The sequence below is a fragment of the Variovorax sp. 10N432 genome (genome assembly GCF_056394465.1).
Genome location: NZ_JBFTHX010000102.1, coordinates 1 through 2,591, shown reverse-complemented (window position 1 = coordinate 2,591; position 2,591 = coordinate 1). Strand labels below are relative to the sequence as shown.

Sequence of the window (2,591 nt, the reverse complement as noted above, 5' to 3'; positions counted from 1 at the left end):
GCCAAGAAGAGATCGACAACAGCGAGATCCCACTGCCCCTTGTGATGCGCAAGCCAGGCGATGGCTTCGCCTTCAGTCTCGGCAACGGCCATCACGCTTGCGGACCCTAAATCGGCCAGCGCGGGAATCAAATGATCCCGAATCTGTTTGTTGTCCTCAACGAGGAATACCGATAGCCCTGCCATCTCGCAACGGTAGTTGGAATCCTTGCAATGTGAGTGAGCGCTCAGGATGTGTGAGGGTAGGATCGAATCGCCAATGACCGAATCCCAGCGCACCCCAGAGCAGCTAAAGGCCCAACTCAAATGGGCGCTTGCGTGCGAGCGCCTCACGTTCGCCCTCAGTCCGCCTGCCGGCGCGGACCCTGAGTCTGCGAGCGGCGTGCTCACGGCGATTGAACGAGTCCAAGACGCTCTGAAGGAACTCAAACTGGCGTTCGGCTCAGCCGGGCCAGCTGCTCATCCTGATCAGGCTACGCACTGATCACTGACCGGGTCCGCGTCCTCGTTCTCCCCTCCCGCGCGTGGGCCAGCGATAGGCGATGCCTCGGCGAGCGACCTCAGCCGCTCGGTTCCTTGCCTGAGAGCGTGCGTCCAGCTGTCATGAAAGACTCCCGGAGGTGTCGTCTGGCATGTGCGTCTCCTCGGTCAGGAACCCGTGGGCTTGCTGGGTGAGCCCGGCGCGCCGCGCTCTTTGCCCGTCGTGATGTTCGGCCCCTCATTGGGGCCGTTGGGACCGTCACCGCCCCACGGTTCGATCTTCGTCGTCTCCTTCGTGGAGTCGATCGACGGTGCATGGCATGGTCTCCTTACGGGAATCAAGCTTCCTGCGAAGGGCGCGTCGGCGGCGTAGGAACCTGCCGGGAGGAAGGTTGAATAGCGCGAGGACTGGCTTCGCCAGAACTCCCACATGGCGGCGGGCCACGGCGCGAGTGCCAGCAACTGGTTCAAGCAAGAATGGACGAGAGGCACTTCGCGCGCCAAGGAGTCGGGCGAGTCCATGTCGCACTTCAAGGTCTCGGAAGTTGTGTGCATAGAAAGTCTCCTGTTGTGAGCGATGCTACGCAAGACCATGCACGCTGCCTTGATGTAGACCAAGGCACCTTCTCTTCGCCTCACGAGAATCGAACGGGGAGAGGCAAGGCCATTGAAGCTGATCGTGCAAAAAGCGTCCTACACCTGATCTGGGCGTGCGACTACCGTCTGCATGTTGACGCGTGCCTACTTTAGCGGCGGAGCATCGTCGCTCCGGCCATCGAGAAAGGCTTCTCATGAATCAAGGTAACAACCCCAACCAGCCCGGCAATCAGACGTCCAATCCCCGCCAGCAGCAGCAGGACCCGGGGAAGCAGCAACAGCCAGGGCAAGGTCAAGGCAATCCGGGGCAGCAGCAGCAGGATCCCGGCAAGCAGCAGACCGGTCAGCAGCCTGGTCAGGGCAGGCAGCAGCAGCCCGACCAGAAGAAGTGACTCGAGGAGGAGCAAGAAGGAGCGCGCCTCGCCAGGGGGGGCGCGACTTGCGCATGTAGAGACATGCCACGTTGATGCCTCGTCAGGTAGGCGCTGGAGAGGCACCGTTCTTGCCTTCGCCTCCGCTGGACCGGCAGCCAGGCTATCTTGTTGTGCTCCGTGCACCGCTGGCTTTCCGGAGACCGCCGTGACTATCTTCCATCCCACCCGCGTGAACCTCCAGTGCCGCCGAATAGGTGACCCTGTGCGCTTCCTCTTTGACAACGTTTCGCATCGCATGGCGTTCAGCGATCGTTCAGAGAATCGGCACATCATTGATGTCTCCTCCGACCATCGACTGGTCTTTGCCCGCTTCGGCGGGCTTTTTCGTGTCGCTCCCGAGTGACTGACCGGTTGCGTGTCCTGGAGAAGCGCTTCGAATACAAGACCCCTGGGACGGCGGGCCGCAGTGGCGGGATTGAAAAATCTTGATCAACGTTGGGAACGGCCCAATGACACACCTCAGGCACATCGCAGTTTGGGTCGACGAACCGGACCCCGGCCACTTCCATTGGGTGATCCACGAGAGCACCGAGGATGGGTCAGTCTGGGTTTCCGCGCCTGCAGGCATGGGTCGTCCAGCAGCGCAGGTCGCGTAGGCGATGGGCTTGCTCGCCGCACGCTGCAGCGCCTCCGCGGAAAGCGATCGCAACGCGAAGATGTCGCGCTCAGCGACCCGCACGCGCAGGGAACCGCTGCGAGGCGCGCTCAGCCTCGGTGCGACACGGAACGGCCGAGCGCGTGCAAGCTGGCGGGCAGTTCTGCAGCCAGTTCGCGCGCCAGATAGCCCAGCGGACCGTGCCGCCGCGACAGTGCAGCCCCAGCGCTTGCGTGCGCCGCCACGCCCCAGGCGCAGGCGGGGAGCGGCTGCAGGCCCCGCGCCGCCAGGCCGCCAATCAGACCTGCCAGCGTGTCCCCGGAGCCCGACGTAGCCAATCCCGCCGCCCCATCATCGAACTGCCACAACGCACCGTCCGGCGAGGCAATGACCGTGCTGCCGCCCTTCAACGCCACGCACGCGTTCCAGCGGCTTGCAGCGTCGCGCGCCGCCGCGACCGGGTCTTCGCAGACAGCCTCCTTCCTT

At 63.5% G+C, this 2,591-nt stretch carries 5 protein-coding genes; 1 reads left to right on the top strand and 4 read right to left on the bottom strand.

The window, feature by feature from the left end:
• From AC1DF3_RS36735 to AC1DF3_RS36725, 3 genes are all read right to left on the bottom strand, one after another.
• Nucleotides 1–185: response regulator (locus AC1DF3_RS36735; RefSeq protein WP_478142776.1), on the bottom strand; the 185-nt coding region annotated here is incomplete at its 3' end.
• Nucleotides 186–647: 462 nt separating this feature from the next.
• Complete coding sequence (locus AC1DF3_RS36730) at nucleotides 648–1,034, bottom strand: hypothetical protein (RefSeq protein ID WP_478142775.1); 387 nt, start codon at nucleotides 1,032–1,034, stop codon at nucleotides 648–650.
• Nucleotides 1,035–1,225: 191 nt separating this feature from the next.
• Nucleotides 1,226–1,483, bottom strand: coding sequence for a hypothetical protein (locus AC1DF3_RS36725; RefSeq protein WP_286535822.1), 258 nt, complete (start codon nucleotides 1,481–1,483; stop codon nucleotides 1,226–1,228).
• Between the two features lie 172 nt (nucleotides 1,484–1,655).
• Here AC1DF3_RS36725 and AC1DF3_RS36720 point away from each other — a divergent pair, with 172 nt between their 5' ends.
• Nucleotides 1,656–1,853 carry a hypothetical protein gene (locus AC1DF3_RS36720; RefSeq protein WP_286535823.1) on the top strand — a complete coding sequence of 66 codons (198 nt, stop codon included), beginning with the start codon at nucleotides 1,656–1,658 and terminating at the stop codon, nucleotides 1,851–1,853.
• Between the two features lie 362 nt (nucleotides 1,854–2,215).
• Here the strand turns inward: AC1DF3_RS36720 and AC1DF3_RS36715 are convergent.
• On the bottom strand, nucleotides 2,216–2,591 hold a 376-nt coding region (locus AC1DF3_RS36715), incomplete at its 5' end, for an NAD(P)H-hydrate dehydratase (RefSeq protein WP_478142774.1).